Below are 18765 nucleotides of genomic sequence, written 5' to 3' on the forward strand. Positions count from 1 at the left end.
GCCAGGTGGAGAAGAAGAAACGGATCACGATTGCCCAGATCGCCGAACTGGCGGGGGTGTCCAAGGCGACCGCCAGTCTGGTGCTCAACGGGAAGAGTGCGGAGTACCGGATTGCCGACGATACCCGCAAGCGCATTCAGGCGGTGGCGGAGGAGTGTCACTACCTGCCGAGCTTTCACGCCCGCTCCCTGCGCGAGACCCGCAGCTACACCTGGGGGTTGGTGATCCCCGATCTCACCAACTTCGGTTTTGCCCGCATTGCCCGTGCCCTCGAGGCCTACTGCCGGGAGGCGGGCATCCAGCTGCTGATCGCCTGCTCCGAGGATGATCCCGCCCTCGAGCAGCGGGTGGTGGACAACCTCATCAGCCGTCAGGTGGATGGGCTTATTGTCGCCTCCAGCGGCCACAGCGATGACATCTATGCCCGCATCCACGACCGCCTGCCGGTAGTACAGCTCGACCGCCATATTGGCGAGTCGCGCCTGCCCATGGTGATCTCCGATGCCTGCAAGGCGACAGCCGAGCTGGTGCGGGACATGGCCAGCGAGTGCGGAGAGGAGATCTACTACTTCGGCGGTTTGCTGGATCTCTCCCCCAGCCGTCACCGGCTGGCGGGCTATGAGCTGGGGCTCCATCGCGCCGGTTTTGAAGCCGATGCCGCCCGGGTGCGCCATCGCGACTACCAGCCGAGCTCCGGTTATCAGCTGATGGCTGAGCTGGTGGCCGAGCTGGGAGCGCCCCCCAAGGGGCTCTTTACCGCCTCCTTTACCCTGCTGGAAGGGGTACTGCGCTACCTCAACGAGGCGGGGTTGATGGAGACAGGGATGCGGCTGTGCACCTTCGACGATCACGACCTGCTCGACTGCATTCCCATGCGAATCGACTCGGTGGCGCAGGATTGTCCGGCGCTGGCCCTCGCCGCTTTCGAGCTGATGCAGCAACTGATAGCGGGCAGTCCTCCCGCACAGACCGCCCAGGTGATCACCCCCAGGGTGCGCTGGCGCAGCCGCCGCTAGCCACTCTTCGCTCATCCATATGAAAAAGCCCCGCCATTGCTGGCGGGGCTTTTTGCTGTGGGCGGGTGGCTCGTTCCTCTGGCCGGCAGCTCAGTCGGTGGTACTGGCGCGCCAGAATATCTGCTTGATATGGGGATGAATGCCGAGTTTCACCATCAGGGCATCCAGTTCGTCGCCATCAATGGAGGTGGCCAGCAGCACCGCCGAGATCTCCAGATCCCTCTCGCCAAATGGCTCGATGTCGAGCTCGCTCATGGGATAGTTGGCCTGCTCCAGCATCTCCTCGAGCCAGTGCAGCACCTCCTTTTGATGCTCACGGGGGGTCAGGGCAGTCACCTTGTAGGTGACTTCAGTATCCAGATTGTCTACCGGGCGACGGTTGATCTGGTTGACCAGCGGTCTCAGCAGGGTGTTGGCGGCCAGCACGAACAGGGCGCCCAGAATGGCCTCCATGGCGAGCCCGGCGCCACAGGCGGCGCCGACCGCAGCGACACCCCACAGGGTGGCGGCGGTGTTGATGCCACGGATATTGCCCGACTCGCGCATGATGACGCCGGCGCCGAGAAAGCCGATGCCGGAGACAATATAGGCCACCACATGGACCACGTTGTAGTTGCCGCCGTGCAGGTCATAGATTCGCTGGGCCAGGCTGACGAACAGGGCGGCTCCCACGGCGACCAGCACGTTGGTGCGCAGGCCCGCGGTACGTTGGCGGTACTGGCGCTCCAGCCCGACCAGACTGCCGAGCACAAAGGCGAGCAGCAGGCTGGCCAGAGTGTCGAGCAGTGAGAGCATGTCTAGTTGTTGCCACATCTTCATGGCGTACTCCTTCTTATGAAAGCTGGCTTGGCACAATCCATGATGAAACGCCGGGTGGCGGATGGATCAGAGGGGGATTGAGCGGATGGCCAGCAGAAAAACGCAGCGTCCCGGGTTTAGCTTCCGGGGCGCGAGCATCATCAGATGCCCTGACGCTCGGAGAGGACGCAACAAGTGGGGCCAGCGTGGCTGGCCCCTTGAACGGTCGTTAGTGCAGCAGGATGCGCGTCAGTTGAGTTCGGGAGTCGTGTCGATGCGCGGACGCAGCTCCCAGCGCACCGGATGCGCTACTCCGACCTGATGAACAAACTGCACCAGATAGCGGCGCTGGGGTGGAGTGCAGTGCACATTGAGCACCAGCTCTCGCCCGCCGCTGCGACCCGGTTTCATCGATTGCATCGGTTGCAGTCCGGCCGGTTGCAGGGTGTGGCTCACCATATCCAGCACCTGCTCCATATCGGCGCGATCCTCGCAGCGGATCTGCAGCCTATAGTGGTGCTGGCGCGGTTTGCCGCCCAGCCAGCGTGGCAACATGCCGCGCCCCAGCTTGCTCAGCAGGGGGTGAGCCCGGGGTGCAACAGAACCTGTTGCGACCGCGCGATCCGCAGCCGGTTTGATTGAGATAAAACGCATAGCAGCCTCCTTGTGGGAAGCAGAAACTATGCAGGCAAGGTGTCATGGCAAAGCCAGATCACCTGACGTCAAGTGTAAAAAGGGAGAAGAGGGGAGTGGATTTCCGCTTCTCGCAGGGTTGCGAGCATGCGGCAGAGAAAGACCTGCGGCTAGCTCGCGACCTTGGTACCGACGATGAGGGTCGGTCTACAACTGTCACTTGATGAGTTGCCCACTGATGGTCTCCGCTGTGTTAAGAACGGCAAAATGGTACTCATCCAGAGCGGTGAGGTAAAGCCTTATCGGCCTTCCAGCAACATTTAGATACAAGTTTGTCAATAATGGGGCCGACTGGCTACCTCCATAAGCATCAGGGAGCGACGATAGCCATCGCCGCGCGATGACGCCCCGCTAGCAGGACCGCCCCTGTCTTGCGCGACCTGTTACTTCAGCCCCAGGCGCTTGAGGAGCATGGCGGCCGGGCAGAAACCGGTGAATGCGCTCTGGATCAGGTTGACCCCGACAAAGGCACTCAACCAGACAAAGCCCGGATGAACCCAGGTGGTAAGGATCAGCGAGAGCAGCAACATGCAACCCGCGACGATTCTGACGCCGTTATCTACTGTCATGGTCTTTCTCCTTATCTACTTTAGATGTTGCTAATTTAGTGTTGTTTTATACAATAGAACAAATATCAGCAATTGCTAATTTACTCTTATGAGCCAATTCGACGAGATGAACAGACATGCGACAGCCGCCGCCTCCCTGCTCAAGGCGTTGGCTCATCCCGAACGCCTGATGGTGCTCTGCCAGCTGGTGGAGGGGGAGAAGGGGGTCGGGGAGCTGCTGGCCCATAGCCAACTCGGGCAGTCGGCCTTCTCCCAGCAACTGTCGGTATTGAAGCGCTACGGCCTGATCCGTTCGCGCAAGGTCTCCCAGCAGATCTACTACTCGCTGGTGAGCGAGGCGGCCGCCGATGTGTTGGGCGCGCTGCAAACCCATTTTTGTCACTCAGAAAATAAGGAATCTTGATGATGGAAAGCCAATGGCTGCTCTCTTTGGGCGGTGGCATGCTGGCGGGGCTGTCGGCCCTGATCCTGATGTTGTTCAACGGCCTGGTGGCCGGGATCAGCGGTATTCTGGCCGGTGCGCTGCAACACCGTGCGCCGTGGCGGGTGCTGTTTCTGCTGGGGCTCGGGGCGGGTGCCTGGTTGGCGCTGAACCTGGGCTGGGCCCGCATGCCCACATTCACCACGCTGCCCGGCTGGCCCGTTGTGCTGCTGGCCGGTCTGCTGGTCGGCATCGGTACCCGTCTTGGCAATGGCTGCACCAGCGGCCACGGCATCTGTGGCATGGGGCGGCTCTCCCTGCGCTCCATCGTCGCCACCCTCACCTTTATGGCGGCAGGCTTTATCACCGTCTTCGTCACTCATCATCTGCTGTAAGGGGCTGATCGCCATGAAGTTGCTGACAAGTTTGTTTGCGGGCCTGCTGTTTGGACTGGGGATGGCCATCTCCGACATGGTGGATCCCGCCCGGGTCACCGGTTTTCTCGATCTGGCAGGCACTTGGGATCCCAGCCTTGCCTTCGTGATGGGGGGCGCCCTGCTGGTCTTTATGCCGGGTTATTTTCTGCTGGTGAAACCCCGTCCCCTGAGCCTGCTGGGGGAACCAATGGCCCGGGTTCCCGCTCCCGTGCTGGATCGCCGCCTGATTGGCGGGGCTGCGCTGTTTGGTATCGGCTGGGGATTGGTGGGCATCTGTCCTGGGCCTGCTCTGAGTCTCATTTCCAGCGGGCAGCCCATGATAATGTTGTTTATCGCGGCCATGGTGGCCGGGATCTTGCTGTTTGACAGAGGGCTGGCCAGGGTGCTGACCAAGGCGCCAGCTCGGGGAAAGGATAAGGTGCGCCAGTCCCATACCGCCTGATCCCGTGAAGTGACTGATGATGCCAGGGAAGGAGAGTAATGATGGAAAAGATCCGGTTGCTGGGGATCACCTTGTTGGTGATGACATCGCAGGCCATGACATCCGCCCTGGCCGCGGAAGGGGAGCCAGAGCCCTTGCTGACAGTGGCGCCACTGCCGGTGACCGACTGGCTGACGCTGGATGGCACCGTCAGTGCCATCCATCAGGGGACGGTGGCGGCCCAGACCAGCGGCCGGGTCTCCCGCATGCTGGTGGATGTAAACGATCAGGTGCAGGCGGGGCAACCGCTGCTGGAGATCAGCGGCAAGGAGCAGTTTGCCGCCGTCACGGGGGCGCAGGCACGGCTGGCGCGGGCGCAGGCCCAGCAGGTGGAGGCAGAGCGCCAGCTCGCCCGCTTTCAGGCGCTGATTGCCAAAGGGGTGATCACCCGCGCCCAGCTCGACAATGCCCAGGCGACTGATCGCGCCGCCCGCGCCGAGGTCAATGCGGCCGATGCGGCCCTCACTCAGGCCCGCGAGGCCTACGGTTATACCCGTATTCTGGCCCCTTACGCCGGAGTGGTGACCAAACGGCTGGTAGAGCTGGGGGAGACTGTCGCCCCCGGCACCCCTCTGCTCTCCGGCTTCTCCCTAGACACACTGCGGGTGGAGGTGGAATTGCCCCAATCCGCCCTGACGCTCGCTCGGTCACCTGCTGATGTGCAGGTGCTGCTGCCGGATGGCAAGTCTGTTATCCCGGTCAAATTGACCCGCTTCAACTATGCCGACAGCCAGAGCCACGCCTTCAGGTTGCGCCTCGACTTGCCGCCGCAAACCACCGGGGTATTGCCCGGCATGTGGCTCAAGGTGCAGCTCAAGCAGGGTGAACGTCAGGTGTTGCAGGTGCCGGATCGCGCCCTGCTGCGGCAAGGGGAGTTCAACGGTGTCTATCTGCAACAGCCCGCTGGCTGGGCCCTGACGCCGGTGCGGGTAGGCCATTGCTTTGAAGGGCAGTGCGAGATCCTGGCCGGTCTGCAAGCCGGTGACAAGCTGGCCCCCGATGGCTGGGCGCAGCAGCAGGAGATGGCCCATGAGTAGCGAACTGAACAGCAACAAGGAGAGGCTGGGGCCTGCCGGTCGGCTGGCTGCGCTGTTTCAGGGCTCGGCCATCACTCCGCTGCTGGCACTGGTGGGGCTGCTGCTCGGCCTGTTTGCAGTGCTGGTGACTCCCAAGGAGGAGGAGCCGCAGATCGATGTCACCTTCGCCGATGTCTACATTCCCTTCCCGGGGGCCAGCCCGGCTGAAGTGGCCTCTCTCGTCACCACCCCTGCCGAGCAGGTGGTTTCCCAGATAAAGGGAATTGATACCCTCTACTCTTTTTCCCAACCCGATGGCGCCCTGCTGGTGGTGGTATTCAAGGTAGGGGTGAGCCGCGAACAGGCCATCGTCGATCTCAACAACCAGCTCGACTCCAACCGCGACTGGTTGCCACAGGGGATCGGAGTCGGTCAGCCGCTGGTGAAACCCCGGGGGATCGATGATGTCCCTATCGTCAGTTTGACCTTATGGAGCAAAGAGGGGAGCAAGCAACTGGGGGCTCCCGAGTTGACCCAGGTCGCCCATGAGCTGGAGACCGAACTCAAGCGCATTCCCGGTACCCGCGATATTTACACGCTGGGCAGCCAGAGCGCCGTGTTGCGGGTGATGCCGGATCCGGCGGCCCTCAGCGCCCACGGCATCAGCTGGGGCGATCTGAGCCAGCGACTTGCGGCCGCCAATCAGGTGGGCCCGACACAGGCCATCGAGCAAGATAACCGGGAGATCAAGGTGCAGGTCGGGCAGTTCCTGCAAAGTGAGCAGGAGGCTAGAGAACTGGTGGTGGGGCTGCACGACGGCAAGCCGGTCTATCTGGGAGAGGTGGCCAAGGTCTCTCTGGGTCAGGAGACTCCGACCAAGCGCAGCTGGATGGGGCTGGGGCAGGCCAGTTATCCGGCGGTGACCCTGGCCATCGGCAAACAGCCGGGCCAGAACGCGGTTGATGTGGCCAAGCGGGTGGAGGCGCGGGTCGAGAGTTTGCAGAACCGACTGATCCCTGCCGGGGTCAAGGTGACGGTGACCCGGGACTACGGCGTTACCGCCGAGACCAAATCCAACACCCTGATCGGCAAGCTGATTTTTGCCACCACGGCGGTGGTGCTGCTGGTACTGGTGAGCATGGGTTGGCGCGAGGCGCTGGTAGTTGGCGTTGCCATCGTCATCACCCTGGCGCTGACCCTGTTTGCCAGCTGGGCCTGGGGCTTTACCCTCAACCGGGTGTCGCTGTTTGCGCTGATCTTCTCCATCGGCATTCTGGTGGATGACGCCATTGTGGTGGTGGAGAACATCCACCGCCATCGCGGTTTGGGCAAGGGGGCGCTCAAGGATCTGATTCCGGGGGCGGTGGACGAGGTGGGGGGGCCGACCATACTGGCGACCCTGACCGTCATCGCGGCCCTGTTGCCGATGGCCTTTGTCAGTGGCCTGATGGGCCCCTACATGAGCCCCATCCCCATCAATGCCAGCATGGGGATGCTTATCTCCCTGCTGGTGGCCTTTATCTTCTCCCCCTGGCTGGCGAGCCATTTGCTCAAGGATTCGGCGCACGGTGCCCACGGCGAGGCCAAGGCGGGTCTTTTTCACCGGCTGATGACCCCTTTCCTGATCGGTGATGGCGCCAAGCGCGCCAGACGCAAGCTCTGGCTGGCGGTGTTGCTGCTGGTCGGGGCGGCTACCGCCATGCCGGTGGTGCAGTGGGTGGTGCTCAAGATGCTCCCCTTTGACAACAAGTCGGAATTTCAGCTGGTGCTCGATATGCCGGAGGGGGCGACCCTGGAGCAGACCGAGCGCACCCTGCTGGCGGTCGGGCGGGAGCTTGCCAAGGTGCCCGAGGTGAAGGATTACCAGATCTATGCCGGTACCGCGGCCCCCATCAACTTCAACGGGTTGGTGCGTCACTACTTTATCCGCAGCGGCGCCAACGTGGGGGATATTCAGGTCAATCTGGTGGACAAGCATGAGCGGGATCGCAGCAGTCACCAGATTGCCCAGTCGGTTCGGGAGCCGCTGCAGGCCATCGCCAGTGCGGCAGGGGGTAACCTGAAAGTCGTTGAGGTGCCGCCCGGCCCGCCGGTCTGGTCCCCCATCGTTGCCGAGATCTATGGCCCGACTCAGGCCGCCCGCGAAGCGGCGGCGCGCGCCGTACAGGCCCGTTTTGTGGCCACGGCGGATCTGGTGGATGTGGATATCTATCTGACCGACCCGCAGCCCAAGTGGCGGCTGGTGGTGGATCGCAGCAAGGCGACCCTGCTCGGGGTCGATCTCGGGGATCTGGTGAATACCCTCAATGGCGGGGTGGGTTATCAGGATGCCAGCTGGCTGCAGGGGCACGGCGCCAAGTATCCGGTGCCGATCCGCATCGAACTGGCTCCCGGTGACAAACGGGATCTGGCGGGCGTACTGGCCCTCAAGGTGCGCAGCCAGAGCGGCCAGCTGGTGCGGGTCTCCGAGCTGGTGAGTCGCCGTGATGAGGTGGCCCCCAGCTATATCATGCACAAGAACATGCAGCCCATGGTGATGGTGGTGGCCGACATGGGCGGCCATACCGACAGTCCGCTCTACGGCATGTTTGCCGCCAGTGCCGATATCGACCTGCCCCAGTATTACGTGCAGCAGCCCGACAAGTTGGGAGAGGTGGCGCTGTTGTGGGACGGGGAGTGGAGGATCACCTACGAGACCTTCCGCGACATGGGGCTAGCCTACGGGGTGGGGATGATCCTCATCTACCTGCTGGTGGTGGCCCAGTTCCGCTCCTATCTGGTGCCGCTCATCATCATGGCCCCCATTCCGCTCACCCTCATCGGGGTGATGCCGGGCCACGCCCTGCTGGGGGCCCAGTTTACCGCCACCTCGATGATCGGGATGATTGCTCTGGCCGGGATCATCGTGCGCAACAGCATCCTGCTGGTGGACTTTATCGAGCAGCAGCGCAGCGCCGGAGTGGCGTTCGAGCAGGCGGTGATCGAAGCGGCACAGGTGCGGGCCAAACCCATCATGCTGACGGCGCTGGCGGCGATGATCGGGGCCCTGTTTATCCTCGATGATCCCATCTTCAACGGACTGGCCATCAGCCTGATTTTCGGGATCCTGGTCTCCACTTTGCTCACCCTGGTGGTGATACCCTTGCTCTATTATGCCCTGCTCTCCCGACGCTCATGACGGGAGTCACTAGCGAAAGGATGCGCGATGAAGAGAGGTTGGTTGTGGTGGGGAAGTGGCGCCGTGGTGGCGGTGGCGGCTGTGGCATGGTGGTGGCGACCGCAGCCGACGCCGATCAGGCTGGCTGAGGTCGGGCGGGGGGATGTGCTGGTCACCGTGGTCAACACCCGGGCTGGCACCATCAAGTCGTGTCAGCGGGCCGGACTCAGTCTGCCCGGTGGCGGCGTGGTGGAGCAGATCGCCGTCAAGGCTGGGGAGCGGGTAGCCCGGGGAGATCTGCTGCTGACCCTCTGGAGTGACGACATTCACGCCGATCTTGCCCGTGCCCGTGCCCAGCAGGCCCTTGGCAAGACCCAGCGCGAGGAGCGTTGCAGCGAGGCGGCCTACTACGAGCGGGAGGCCAACCGGCTGGCCACCTTGCTGGCCAAAAATCTCACCTCCCGCACCCTCGCTGAGCAGGCCCAGAATCTGGCCGATACCCGCCGCTATGTCTGTCAGGCATCCCGTCAGCAGGAGCGGGTCGACGAGGCGCAGGTCGCCCAGGTGGAGGCTCGCTTGAGCGAGCGTCGCCTGCTGGCGCCGTTTGCCGGCGTGGTGGCGGAGGTCAACAGCAAGCTGGGCGAATACATGACCCCCTCACCGCCCGGAGTGGCCATGCCTCCGGTGATCGATCTTATCGATGATAAGTGTCTGTATGTCTCAGCCCCCATCGATGAGGTGGATGCCGCCCGCCTCAAGGTGGGCCAGTCTGCCCGGGTACTGCTCGATGCCATGCCCGGGCGCGATTTTGCCGCTACCGTCACCCGTATCGCCCCCTATGTGAAGGAGCTGGAGAAGCAGGCCCGCACCGTCGAGGTGGAGGCATCGCTCACTGCCCTGCCCACCGATGTGCCCCTGCTTATCGGCTACAGCGCCGATCTTGAGGTCGAGGTGACCCGCGCCACCGATGTGCTGCGGGTAGCGGCCAGCAGCCGGGCCGACGATGGCAGCGTGCTGCGGCTGGAAGGGGATACGCTGGTGCGGGTGGTGCCCCGCTGGGGCGTGGAAAACTGGAACTGGATTGAGGTGGCCGAGGGGCTCGCTGCCGGTGATCGGCTGGCAGCCCAGCCCGGACTGATTGTCGGGGAGGGCCCTTTCAGCGCCGCCACGGAGCAGACGGATGAGTGATCTCATTCGCCTTGATGCCGTCAGCCGTCGTTTCACTCTGGGGGGGAGCGAGGTGGCTGCCCTCGACCGCGTTTCCCTGCGGGTTGCCGAGGGGGAGTATCTGGCGGTGATGGGCCCCTCGGGATCCGGCAAATCGACCCTGCTCAATGTGCTGGGGCTGCTGGATCGGCCCGATGAGGGGCGTTACTGGCTGGGAGGGGAGGATACCGCCACCCTGTCAGAGCCGGCGCTGGCCCAGCTGCGCGGCCATCGCATCGGTTTCGTGTTCCAGTCGTTTCACCTCATCTCCCGCCTCACCGCCCGTGAAAACGTCGAGCTGCCGCTGATGCTGTGCGGGATCGCCCCCGCCGAGCGCCATCACCGAAGCCAGCAGTTGCTGGGAGAGCTGGGGCTGGAGAACCGGGCCGGACACCGCCCTGCCGAGCTTTCCGGCGGTCAGCGTCAGCGGGTAGCCATCGCCCGGGCCATGGCAATGGCGCCGCGGCTGATCCTGGCCGACGAGCCCACCGGCAATCTCGACTCCCGCTCCGGGGAGGAGGTGATTACCCTGCTGGAGGGGCTCAACCGGGAGCAGGGGATCACGCTGGTGGTAGTGACCCACGATCCGCGCCTTGGTGAGCGGGCGGGCAGGCGGATCCTGATGAACGATGGCCGCATCAACATTGATAGCGGCGGTGGCTGAATGCGGCGCCCCGATGTGATCCGCTTTGCCGCCGTGGCCCTGCTGCGCCAGCGCTCACGGGCGCTGGTCTTGATCCTGGCGGTCAGCTTGAGCGTCACCTCTGTGCTGCTGCTCACCGCGCTGGGGGAGGGGGCGAGGCGCTATGTGGCCGACCAGTTCAGCTCCCTTGGCAAGGATCTGCTGGTGATGTTCCCCGGCCGCAAGGAGACCACCGGCGGGCTGCCGCCGGTCACCGGCAACAGTCTGCGGCAGATCACTCTCGATGATATGCACTACCTTGGCCAGCACCAGCCAAACGTGCGGCTGGTGCCGCTGGTGATGGGCTTTGCCGAGGCCAAACAAGGGGCACGGCTGCGCCAGACCATGCTGCTTGGCAGCAGCAACGGGCTGCGCGATACCCACGGGCTGGAGCTGCTCTCCGGCCGCTGGTTGCCGGGGGATGCCGCAGAGGATCGACCGGCCGTCCTGCTCGGGGCCAAGGTGGCCCGTGAGCTGTTCGGTCAGGTCGATCCGGTCGGTCAGTGGCTGCGTTTTGACAATCGCCGCTTTCGGGTGGTGGGGGTATTCACCAGCCAGAGCAGCAATCTGGGGATGGACATGGCCGAGGCCGCGCTGATCCCGGTCGGTAGCGCCATGCGGCTGTTCAACACCGAGGGGCTGTTTCGGCTGCTGATCCAGCCGCTGGCGGGGCAAGCGGTGCCGCCGCTGGTCAAGCGACTGGAGCAGCTGATGCAATCGCGCCACGGGGTGCTCGATGTGACCGTGGTGCGCCGCGACGCCATGCTGGCTACCTTCTCCACCATTCTCTCGACCCTCACCCTGGCAGTTGCCGGCATCGGCGCCATCAGCCTGCTGGTCTCCGGCATCATGATGATGAATCTTGCGCTGATCAGCACTCGCCAGCGCACCGGCGAGATCGGCCTGCTCAAGGCGCTGGGGGCTGACAGTCGCCAGATCCGCCAGCTGTTTTTGTGGGAGGCGCTGCTGCTGAGCGGCAGTGGCGCGCTGTTTGGCACTGTGTTGGGCTATGCCCTGGTTGCCCTCGCCGGAGTGATTTGGCCCGGATTTCCGGCGGCTGTCCCTCTGCTCGCGACCCTCTGCACCATACCGGCGGCCCTGCTGACCGGGCTGTTTTTTAGCTGGCTGCCCGCCTCCCGTGCAGCACGGCAAGATCCGGTCAGCAGCCTGCGCAGCGGGCAGTGGAGCGGTGGCTGATGCGCGCCGCTGATCTGCTGTTCTGGCTCTGGCACGCCTTGCTGGCGGGGCGCAGCCGCAGTCTGCTGTCGGCGCTGGGGATCGCCATCGGGATCGCCTCGGTGACCCTGCTCACCGGCATCGGCGAGGGGCTCAGGCTCTATCTGCTCGACAGCTTCTCCCAATTTGGCACCCGGTTGATCGCCGTGACCCCGGGTAAGACCGAAACCGCAGGCGGCCCGCCAGGCATCCTCTCCAGCAGCCGTCCCCTGCTGCTGGAGGATGCCGATGCCCTCGCCAGATTGGCAGGGGTAGAGGCGGCGCTCCCTGTGGTGCAGGGGCAGGGGGAGGTGCGCAGCCGCGGGCTCACCCGCAGCACCGCTATTTTGGGCACAGGCTCGGCGGCGCTCTCAGGCTGGCGACTCACCCTGGTGCAGGGGCGTTTTCTGCCCGCGGACGACAGTGCCATGCCCCGCGCCTATGCGGTGCTGGGTGCCAAGGTGGCAGCAGAGCTGTTCCCCGGTGGCGATGCACCGGGGAACCTGCTGCGCGCCGGTGATCGCCGTTTTCGGGTGGCCGGGGTTTTGGCCCCCAAGGGGCAATTTCTCGGCTTTGATCTGGACGACATGATCTATCTGCCCGCCGCTCACGCCCAGGCGCTGTTCAACAAGGAGGGGTTGCAGGAGATCGACGTCATCTATCGCGCCGGACAGACGGAAGCCGAGATCACCGCCCAGATCCGGCGCGTGCTGATCGCCCGCCACGGCGCCGAGGATTTCACCCTCACCTCCCAGCAGGACATGCTGACCAGCCTCGACAAGATACTCTCCATCATCAAGCTGGCGGTTGGCGGGCTCGGCATTATCTCACTGCTGATCGGGGCGGTCGGCATCTTCAGCATCATGAGCATCGCCCAGCAGGAGCGGATCCCCGAAGTGGGCTTGCTGATGGCGTTGGGTTGTCCACGGCGGCGCATTCTATTGCTGTTCCTGCTCGAAGCCGTGGTGCTGGCGCTGCTGGGCGGAGCCATGGGGTTGGCCCTGCTCGGCGGGCTCAAGCTGCTGCTCACCCTGCTGGCGGCCGGCTTGCCGCTCACCCTCCATCCTCTCTATCTGCTGCTGGCGCTCGGTTGCAGCGCCCTGGTGGGCCTGCTGGCCGGGGTCGCTCCTGCGCTGCGGGCAGTGCGTCTCGACCCAGTAGTTGCCCTGCGCGGTGACTAGGTCGCCCCTTTCGCAAGAGGCGCGTTACGCTCGGGTCTGAACAGGGGGGACTAGGTGACCACCTCCGCAACCGACAGGCTGCGCTCAGATCTGAACAGAGGGAAGTAGCGGCGATCGGCCTGACTCATGTGGCCGACCACCAGCTCCTGAATGATGAAGTTGAGCAGCTCGTCGTTGCCCAGAGTCCCCGCTTTGGCGGCGTGCAGCAGCTGGCCTGCCTTGTTGAGCAGGCGCTGGTGATCCTGACGGTGGCTGACGAGTTCCCGATAGTCGATCTCCGCCAGCATCTGCTCTTCAAAGGCGAAGTGATGGCGGGCCATGTCGAACAGGCTCTCCAGACTCTCCAGAAACGGGGCCGGATCCTCGTGCTGATCTTTCATCCGCTCCAGCAGCCGGTTGGTCAATACGAAGAGCTGGCGATGCTCGGCATCGATGCGCGGGTGACCGCACTCGTGGCCGGGTTGCCACAGCAGTGCGCCCTGCTCGGGATCAAGGCCTTCGGTATAGAGGCAGACCCGGCCGCGGCCGCGATTCTTCGCCTGATACATGGCCTGATCGGCGTGGTGCATCAGGGTTTTGGCATCCTCCCCGTGCTCGGGATAGAGCGCCAGCCCGATACTGCTGGAGATGAGCAGCTCCTGTCCCTCCAGCTGGAACGGATGACGCAGCTGCTGGTGCAGCTTGTCGGCCACCGCCAGCACTTCGTCGCCGGTCTCCGGCAGCAAGATAACGAACTCGTCGCCCCCCAGCCGTGCCACCAGATCCTGTTTGCGCACGCAGTGGCTCATCCGCTCGGCCACCATATTGAGCAGAATATCCCCGGTTTCATGGCCGAAGGTGTCGTTGATCGGCTTGAAGTGATCGAGATCGATAAACATCAGCGCCAGCGGACGGGGTGCCTCCTGCTCCATCAGCTCCTTGAGCCGTTGCTGCAGCAAGCGGCGATTGGGCAGCCCGGTGAGGGGGTCGTAGAAGGCGAGGCGGCGCATCATCTCCTCTCGCGCTGCCCGCTCGGTGATATCCCGGGTGACCCCGAGGATCGCCTCCGGCTGGGCATTGTGGTTGCCATGGAGGGTGGTGATGGTTTCGGTCGCCACCAGATGGCCATCCTTGTGGCGCAGCTGGGTGCGAATGACCCGGCGAGTCTGGTCATGTTCCCCCCGCTGCCAGGCCTCCAGGGTGGCGGAGATCTCCTCGCGCAGCAGTTGCCTTGAGGCATCCGGCAGCAGCTGTTTGAGGGGCAGGGCAAACAGCTCTGTAGCCTCGTAGCCGCTCAGAGGAGTGATGGCCGGGCTGACGTAGCGAAAGCGCAAGCTGGCGGCATCCATGGTCCAGATCACATCGGCACTGTTCTCCGCCACGAAGCGATAGTGCTGTTCGCTCTGGGCCAGTTCACGGGTCAGCCGCTGGCGATCCCGCGCCTCCTCGCGCAGGCGCAGATAGAGGTGCAAGAAGATGCCGAGCAGGGTCATCAGGGTAAAGGTGATAAGCATGGCCACCGCCACGCTCTTGTCGAGCAGCAGCCGTTGCTGGCGCAGCCGCTCCTGAGCCGGGTCGTAGATAAAGCGGTCGAGGTTGGGCAATACCGTGAGCATGCCCGCTTCCAGATAGGTTTTGGCGATCTGCAGCCAGCGCTCCTGCTGCATGTAGCCGGGTTCGATCAGATCTGGCTGCATCAGCGCTCTGGTTTCGCGAGCTTCGAACTCCAGCTGTTCACGGCCAGCCCCGGTCGGGTACTGCTCCATGATCAGGTTGATCATCTCTTCGGGGTGGTCCATCGCATAGCGCCACCCCTTGAGGCTGGCCTGCTGGAAGGCGTAGACCCGATCCTGTCGAGTGATCAGCTCCCGCTCGGAGGTAAACAGGTTGTCGCCGTAGAAGTCAAAGTCGATGGTGCGCGGACTGAAGACCCGATAGGGGATGCCTCTTTGCTGCAGATAGAAGGGCTCGGTAGTGCTGTAGGCGCTGATGGCATCCACCTTGCCCGCCAGCAGTGCCTCTATCCCCTGTTTGTAGGGAAGGGTGACCCAGTCGCGGCTGCGGGTCTGGTGAGAAAGGTAGGTCAGCAGCTCGTTGGAGCCAGGCTCCAGCATCAGTCGCTTGTTGGCCAGATCGGCCGGGTTGCGAATATCTGGCCGATCCAGCGTGAGCAGAACCAGCGGCGAGTGCTGCAGCAGGGCGGCGAGCACCACCACCGGACGACCGGCAGCCCGATCCAGCAGCAGATCACTGCCGCTGATGCCAAACTGGGCCTTTCCCGAGATCACCTCGCTGACCACATCGGTGCGGGAGTCCGCTTCACGCAAGGTCACATGCAGACCGGCCTCCCGATAAAACCCTTTGGCGATGGCTGCGTAGTAACCGGCAAACTGGAACTGGTGCTGCCACGGCAACTGGACGATGACCTGCTCGCCGGCTCGCACGGGGGAAGAGGTCAGGGTCGTGATGACCATACCGACCAGCATTGGCAGAAACCAGCTCAGGGGCTGGCGGGGGGCTGCGTTCTCCGTCATACAACGTTTCTCTCGGGAGCGGTGTCTAGGCTAGATTCAAGCAATTTTGTGTCACCTGCAAGGGGAGAAAAGGCGTTTGCAATGGGGTATAGGGGGGTTGGAAAGTCATTTTTGTGTCGTTCATCACACGGGATGGATACATGCCGTTTTTTTGCAAGTTATGTGACCAATAAGAGAGTCATATGGCCTATCGAAGTGGTCGCATTCTAGCCACTTTTTCCCGTTTTTATCGTTGGCATTGTGGCTTGACTGCATTTTTTCCGTGGTTGCACGTCAAGCTGTGTCGTTATATCAATAGATACTTTTATGGGGCAGTCAGGTGTGACGCAAATGTATCGCGGCTGCTGCGCACCGGTTAATGTGCGATGGCTCAGTGATGGTACCCCGTCAGTGTTATCATGCTGCCCCCAGTTCCGGATAAGGTCTTTTTATGTCCCGCTTGCGTCTGCTTGTCTCCGACTCTCACGATCCCCTGTTCAATCTGGCCGTTGAGGAGTGCATCTTCCGCCAGATGGACCCCGGCCAGCGGGTGCTGTTCCTCTGGCGCAACGCCAATACCGTGGTGATTGGTCGTGCCCAGAACCCGTGGAAGGAGTGCAATACCCGCCGCATGCAAGAGGATGGGGTGACCCTGGCGCGCCGCAGCAGTGGCGGTGGCGCCGTGTTCCACGACCTTGGCAACAGCTGCTTCACCTTCATGGCGGGCAAGCCGGAGTATGACAAGAGCGTCTCCACCGCCATAGTGCTGGACGGGCTCAAACGATTGGGGATCGAGGCCTTTGCCTCCGGTCGCAACGATCTGCTGGTGGCCACCCTGGATGGGGAGCGCAAAGTGTCCGGGTCGGCCTATCGGGAGACCCTGGATCGGGGTTTTCACCACGGCACCCTGCTGCTGGACGCCGCTCTCGGCCGCCTTGCCAACTACCTCAACCCCGACCCCAAGAAGCTGGCGGCCAAGGGGATCACCTCGGTGCGCAGCCGGGTGGCCAATCTGTGCGAACTGCAGCCGGGGATCGACCATCAACAGGTGAGCGAGGCGCTGCAGGAGGCCTTTTTCCATCATTACGGCGCGCGAGTTGAGCCCGAGCATATCTCCCCCGAGCAGATGCCGGATCTGCCGGGCTTTGCCGAGACCTTCGCCCGTCAGCGCAGTTGGGAGTGGAACTATGGTCATGCCCCGGCGTTCAGCCATCTGCTGGAGGAGCGGTTCAGCTGGGGCGGGGTGGAGCTGCACTTTGATGTGGAGAAGGGGGTCATCACCCGGGCACAGCTCTTTAGCGATACTCTGGAGCCGGCCCCGTTTGATCTGCTGGCGGCCGAACTGGCGGGTTGCGGCTATCGACCGGAGGCGGTTTCCGCGCGCCTGCAGCCCTGGCTGGCGGCCTTCCCGCAGCAGCAGAGCGAGCTGGCGGAGTTTGCCGAGTGGCTGTTGGCCTCCCTGCGTTGAGGGGGACGCTGCGCTGATGGTGGTCTGGTAGTAAGGACTCTGTCAGCCTGGATGGGAGCAAGATCACGAAATATAAAGAGGCGCCTCAAAGGCGCCTTTTTGCCAGCCCTTGTGATGACTGATACATGACAAAAAGTAGGGTAGACCATTAGATATTGTCACTGTCGGCCCCGCTGCCTCAGGGGTATAACGGCCGCACATTTGCTGTACTAATGGTATAAAAATGAGTGACTTAGTTTATCTGCAAGACGAAAGCGTCAATGCCGTCCACCCCGATTTTTCCGCCCGTTTCGCCACCGTCAAAGCCAACTTTTTCTCGCGCAATCCCGATCTCTGGCCCGTTTTTCGCGAACCCGGATTTGCCACCCTCAATGAATTTCGGGCCCGTGGCCTGGCCCCCGATGCCCGTTTGAATGCCTGGCCTGATGGCCGTGCCCGCCTGGCCGATCTCTGCGAGACCATGCCGGTGCCCGCCACCATGCGCACCCCGGGCGAGCCCATGGTCGAGCTGTTGTTTGCCGCCGCGTTGTCGAAGGATTGGGAGAACCCCTCCAGCGTCGAGAACGTCATCACCATGTCGGCAGATCCCGCCATCTACGGCGCCCAGCTGGGCATTCTGGCCAACCCCAATCTGGTCTACTCCGAATACGCCGGGGTGGCCGAGGAGCTGGAGAAGAAGGTGGTGCGCCAGATTGCGCTGCTGGCAGGTTACGACCCGGCTCGTGCCACCGGCATCTTCACCCAGGGGGGGACCTTCTGTAACCTCTATGGCTACCTGCTCGGCATTCGCAAAAGCCTGCCCGAGGCCAAGCACAAGGGGCTCGGCCACTATCAGGATTACCGCATCATCAACTCCCAGGGCGGTCACTACTCCAACATCACCAACCTCTCCCTGCTCGGGGTCGACATCGAGAACAAGACCATCCGCATTCAGGTCGGCGAGAACAATGACATCGATCTCGACCACCTCGAGCGCACCCTGACCGCCTGTTTTGCACTGAAACACGTGGTGCCCACCATCATGCTCACCATGGGCACTACCGACACCTTCGGGGTGGATCAGGTGAAACCCGTTTTCGAGCTGCGCAATCGCCTCTGCGAGCAGTTCGAGGTGGCGGTCAAACCTCACATCCACGTCGATGCCGCCATCGGCTGGTCGATGATCTTCTTCCTGGGTTACGACTTTGCCGCCAACCCGCTCGCCATCAACAGCGCCACTCTGGCGGGGATCGAGCGCAACGTGGTGCGCTTTGCCGAGCTCAAATATGCCGACTCCTTCACCGTCGACTTCCAGAAGTGGGGCTATGTGCCCTACACCTCCAGTCTGGTGATGATCAAGGAGCAGGATGATCTCAAAGCGATGGAGAATGACCCGGAGAACTTCTCCTACTTCGAGCGGGACATTCAGGGCCAGACCCATCTGCAATCCACCATCGAGTGCTCCCGCGGCGCGAGCGGCCTGTTCGGTGCCTATGCGGCGCTCAACTACATGGGGGTCGAGGGATATCGCACCGTGCTGGCCCACTGCCTGCAAAATGCCAACTACTTCCGCTATCGCCTGAGTCAGCTTGGCAACGTCAAGCTGGTGGCGCAGGAGAATCAGGGGCCGAGCGTCGGCTTCAAGATCTACAATCCCGAGTGGGTGAGTGACCCGGAAGCCGAATTCGCCTTCGAGCTGGCCCGCTCCAGCGACCCTGCCTACAAGGCGCGACTGCAGCGCAATACCGACTATCACCGCAGCCTGTTCAAGGGGCGTGGCAAGGTGGGGCTCTACACCAACTGGGTGGAGGCGGTGGCTCACTCCGACTATGACGCCCGCGGCAAGTACTCCTACATCGCCGGGGAGAAGGCGGTATTTATGAACCCTGCCTGCACTCGCGAGCAGATCGACGCCTTTATCGACCATATTCGCGGTTGATGGATGTTGCCCTGA

At 63.0% G+C, this 18765-nt stretch carries 16 protein-coding genes; 12 read left to right on the forward strand and 4 right to left on the reverse strand.

Annotation, left to right across the window (positions count from 1 at the left end; translation table 11 throughout):
• Nucleotides 1-5 precede the first annotated feature (5 nt).
• Entirely contained in the window at nucleotides 6-1016 is a 1011-nt protein-coding gene (locus G5168_RS10240) for a substrate-binding domain-containing protein (RefSeq protein WP_005359254.1), read from the forward strand.
• 90 nt (nucleotides 1017-1106) lie between these two features.
• On the opposite strand, the gene G5168_RS10245 is transcribed toward G5168_RS10240, so the two are convergent.
• From G5168_RS10245 to G5168_RS10255, 3 genes are all read right to left on the reverse strand, one after another.
• Nucleotides 1107-1835, reverse strand: coding sequence for an MgtC/SapB family protein (locus G5168_RS10245; protein WP_201990472.1), 729 nt, complete (start codon nucleotides 1833-1835; stop codon nucleotides 1107-1109).
• 228 nt (nucleotides 1836-2063) lie between these two features.
• Nucleotides 2064-2468: a hypothetical protein gene (locus G5168_RS10250; RefSeq protein WP_227340909.1), complete on the reverse strand. Its 405-nt coding sequence runs from the start codon at nucleotides 2466-2468 to the stop codon at nucleotides 2064-2066.
• Between the two features lie 422 nt (nucleotides 2469-2890).
• The gene (locus tag G5168_RS10255; protein WP_201990468.1) at nucleotides 2891-3076 is read right to left on the reverse strand and encodes a YgaP family membrane protein; all 186 of its coding nucleotides are present in this window, start codon (nucleotides 3074-3076) and stop codon (nucleotides 2891-2893) included.
• 88 nt (nucleotides 3077-3164) lie between these two features.
• Here G5168_RS10255 and G5168_RS10260 point away from each other — a divergent pair, with 88 nt between their 5' ends.
• Genes G5168_RS10260 through G5168_RS10300 form a run of 9 tightly spaced genes read left to right on the forward strand, consistent with a single transcriptional unit; the run spans nucleotide 3165 to nucleotide 12872 of the window.
• A complete protein-coding gene (locus G5168_RS10260) occupies nucleotides 3165-3479 on the forward strand; it encodes an ArsR/SmtB family transcription factor (RefSeq protein ID WP_005338008.1) in 315 nt (104 codons plus the stop codon).
• Nucleotides 3479-3892, forward strand: coding sequence for a YeeE/YedE family protein (locus tag G5168_RS10265; RefSeq protein ID WP_421252160.1), 414 nt, complete (start codon nucleotides 3479-3481; stop codon nucleotides 3890-3892). The genes G5168_RS10260 and G5168_RS10265 overlap by 1 nt, the downstream gene beginning before the upstream one ends.
• A 13-nt stretch (nucleotides 3893-3905) precedes the next feature.
• Nucleotides 3906-4376, forward strand: a complete 471-nt coding sequence (locus tag G5168_RS10270) for a YeeE/YedE family protein (protein ID WP_227340907.1) — start codon at nucleotides 3906-3908, stop codon at nucleotides 4374-4376.
• A gap of 41 nt (nucleotides 4377-4417) precedes the next feature.
• On the forward strand, nucleotides 4418-5452 hold the full coding sequence (locus G5168_RS10275; protein WP_227343077.1) for an efflux RND transporter periplasmic adaptor subunit: 1035 nt from the start codon (nucleotides 4418-4420) through the stop codon (nucleotides 5450-5452).
• Complete coding sequence (locus G5168_RS10280; RefSeq protein ID WP_335849298.1) at nucleotides 5445-8609, forward strand: efflux RND transporter permease subunit; 3165 nt, start codon at nucleotides 5445-5447, stop codon at nucleotides 8607-8609. Before G5168_RS10275 ends, G5168_RS10280 begins: the two co-directional genes overlap by 8 nt.
• 27 nt (nucleotides 8610-8636) lie before the next feature.
• Nucleotides 8637-9776, forward strand: coding sequence for an efflux RND transporter periplasmic adaptor subunit (locus tag G5168_RS10285; RefSeq protein WP_421252161.1), 1140 nt, complete (start codon nucleotides 8637-8639; stop codon nucleotides 9774-9776).
• Complete coding sequence (locus G5168_RS10290; RefSeq protein WP_421252162.1) at nucleotides 9769-10458, forward strand: ABC transporter ATP-binding protein; 690 nt, start codon at nucleotides 9769-9771, stop codon at nucleotides 10456-10458. The genes G5168_RS10285 and G5168_RS10290 overlap by 8 nt, the downstream gene beginning before the upstream one ends.
• Nucleotides 10459-11673 (forward strand): ABC transporter permease, encoded by a 1215-nt coding sequence (locus tag G5168_RS10295; protein WP_106842558.1) that lies wholly within the window; start codon nucleotides 10459-10461, stop codon nucleotides 11671-11673. It begins immediately after the preceding gene.
• Nucleotides 11673-12872 (forward strand): ABC transporter permease, encoded by a 1200-nt coding sequence (locus G5168_RS10300; protein ID WP_106842559.1) that lies wholly within the window; start codon nucleotides 11673-11675, stop codon nucleotides 12870-12872. Before G5168_RS10295 ends, G5168_RS10300 begins: the two co-directional genes overlap by 1 nt.
• Nucleotides 12873-12922: 50 nt before the next feature.
• Here the strand turns inward: G5168_RS10300 and G5168_RS10305 are convergent, their stop codons facing one another.
• Nucleotides 12923-15385 (reverse strand): diguanylate cyclase domain-containing protein, encoded by a 2463-nt coding sequence (locus G5168_RS10305; protein WP_421252163.1) that lies wholly within the window; start codon nucleotides 15383-15385, stop codon nucleotides 12923-12925.
• 430 nt (nucleotides 15386-15815) lie between these two features.
• Between G5168_RS10305 and G5168_RS10310 the strand changes: the two genes are divergently transcribed.
• On the forward strand, nucleotides 15816-16832 hold the full coding sequence (locus G5168_RS10310) for a lipoate--protein ligase A (protein WP_421235735.1): 1017 nt from the start codon (nucleotides 15816-15818) through the stop codon (nucleotides 16830-16832).
• Between the two features lie 223 nt (nucleotides 16833-17055).
• Nucleotides 17056-18750, forward strand: a complete 1695-nt coding sequence (locus tag G5168_RS10315) for a pyridoxal phosphate-dependent decarboxylase family protein (RefSeq protein ID WP_421252164.1) — start codon at nucleotides 17056-17058, stop codon at nucleotides 18748-18750.
• The last annotated feature ends 15 nt before the right edge of the window (nucleotides 18751-18765 follow it).

It is taken from the genome of Aeromonas sp. 600724, assembly GCF_049175135.1.
GTDB lineage: Bacteria > Pseudomonadota > Gammaproteobacteria > Enterobacterales > Aeromonadaceae > Aeromonas > Aeromonas veronii_A.